This window comes from Bradyrhizobium sp. PRIMUS42, from assembly GCF_023006515.1.
In the GTDB taxonomy this organism is placed as follows: Bacteria; Pseudomonadota; Alphaproteobacteria; order Rhizobiales; family Xanthobacteraceae; genus Bradyrhizobium.
Window position 1 is genome coordinate 1 of sequence record NZ_JALBGZ010001114.1, and the last position, 1,400, is coordinate 1,400.

Below are 1,400 nucleotides of genomic sequence, written 5' to 3' on the forward strand. Positions count from 1 at the left end.
CCTCGCGCTCGGCCTCGTCCATCTCGGCGAGGATGCGCAACGAGCGCTGATAGAAGGCCTGGCCCTCCTCCGTCAGCGTCAGCTTGCGCGTGGTGCGGTTGACGAGCCGTGACCCGAGCCGGGCTTCGAGCCGCGAGATCAGCTTGCTCACGCCCGATGGCGTCAGGCGCAGTTTTCGCGCGGCCGGGGTGAAGCCGCCGAGATCGACGACGCGGACGAAGACCTCCATTTCGGCGGAGCGGTTGGTGTCGAAACGGGCCATGTTGAATTCACGTCACAAATGATTGGATTGCGGACATTCTAATGGTTTTGCTGCGGCGCGGCTATCTGCGTGACTCGTCTCAACCATCGGAGCCACGCATGCCTCCCGCCGTTCTCGCACTCACCGCCGGTGCCTTTGGCATCGGCACCACAGAATTCATCATCATGGGTCTCCTGCTCCAGGTCGCCGCCGACATGCATGTCTCGGTGCCGGTCGCGGGTTTGCTCATCTCCGGTTATGCGCTCGGCGTATTTATCGGCGCGCCCGTCCTGACGCTGGCGACGCGGCGGATGCCGCGGAAAACGGTGCTGCTCGCGCTGATGGCGATCTTCACGCTGGGCAATGCCGCCTGCGCGCTGGCGCCGAACTACGAATTGCTGATGGCCGCGCGCGTGCTGACCTCGCTTGCCCACGGCACGTTTTTCGGCGTGGGATCGGTGGTGGCGACCAGCCTCGTCGCCGAGGACAAGCGGGCCTCCGCGATATCAACCATGTTTATCGGCCTCACGGTCGCGACGCTGCTGGGCGTGCCCTTCGGCGCCTGGTTCGGCCTGATGCTCGGCTGGCGCGCGGCGTTCTGGGCGGTGACTGTCATCGGCGTGATTGCCTTCGCGGTGGTTGCGGCGCTCGTCCCCGGCCATGTCGGCAACGGTGACAAGCCGGTCTCTCTTGCCGAGGAAGTCGCCGTGCTCGGCCGTCCGCAGGTGCTGCTCGGCCTTGCCATGACCGTGTTCGGCTTTGCCGGTCTGTTCGTCGTCTTCACCTACATTCAGCCGATCCTGACGCGCTTCACCGGCTTCTCGGAAGGAGCGGTCTCGCCGATCCTGCTGGTGTTCGGCGTCGGGCTCGCGATCGGCAACGTCGCTGGCGGCAAGTTCGCCGACCGTGGCCTCGCCGGCGCGCTGATCGGAACGCTCGCCGCGCTCGCCATCGCGCTTCTTGGGCTCGGCGCCGTGCTGTCGGTGAAGATCGCAGCCATCGTGCTGATTCTGCTGCTCGGCATCGCCGCCTTTGCAACCGTCGCTCCGCTCCAGCTTCGCGTGCTGGAAGCGGCCGGCTCCAGCGGGCGCACGCTCGCCTCCAGCCTCAACATCGCCGCGTTCAATCTCGGCAACGCGCTGGGCGCCTGGGCCGGTGG

The 1,400-nt window shown here is 66.5% G+C and carries 2 protein-coding genes; one reads left to right on the forward strand and one right to left on the reverse strand.

Translation table 11 applies throughout. The features are described from left to right. Positions 1–262 (reverse strand): LysR family transcriptional regulator (locus tag MOV75_RS38130; protein ID WP_247007994.1); only part of this gene is annotated, 262 nt, incomplete at its 3' end. Positions 263–360: 98 nt separating this feature from the next. Between MOV75_RS38130 and MOV75_RS38135 the strand changes: the two genes are divergently transcribed. Beyond that, positions 361–1,400 (forward strand): MFS transporter (locus tag MOV75_RS38135; RefSeq protein WP_247007995.1); only part of this gene is annotated, 1,040 nt, incomplete at its 3' end.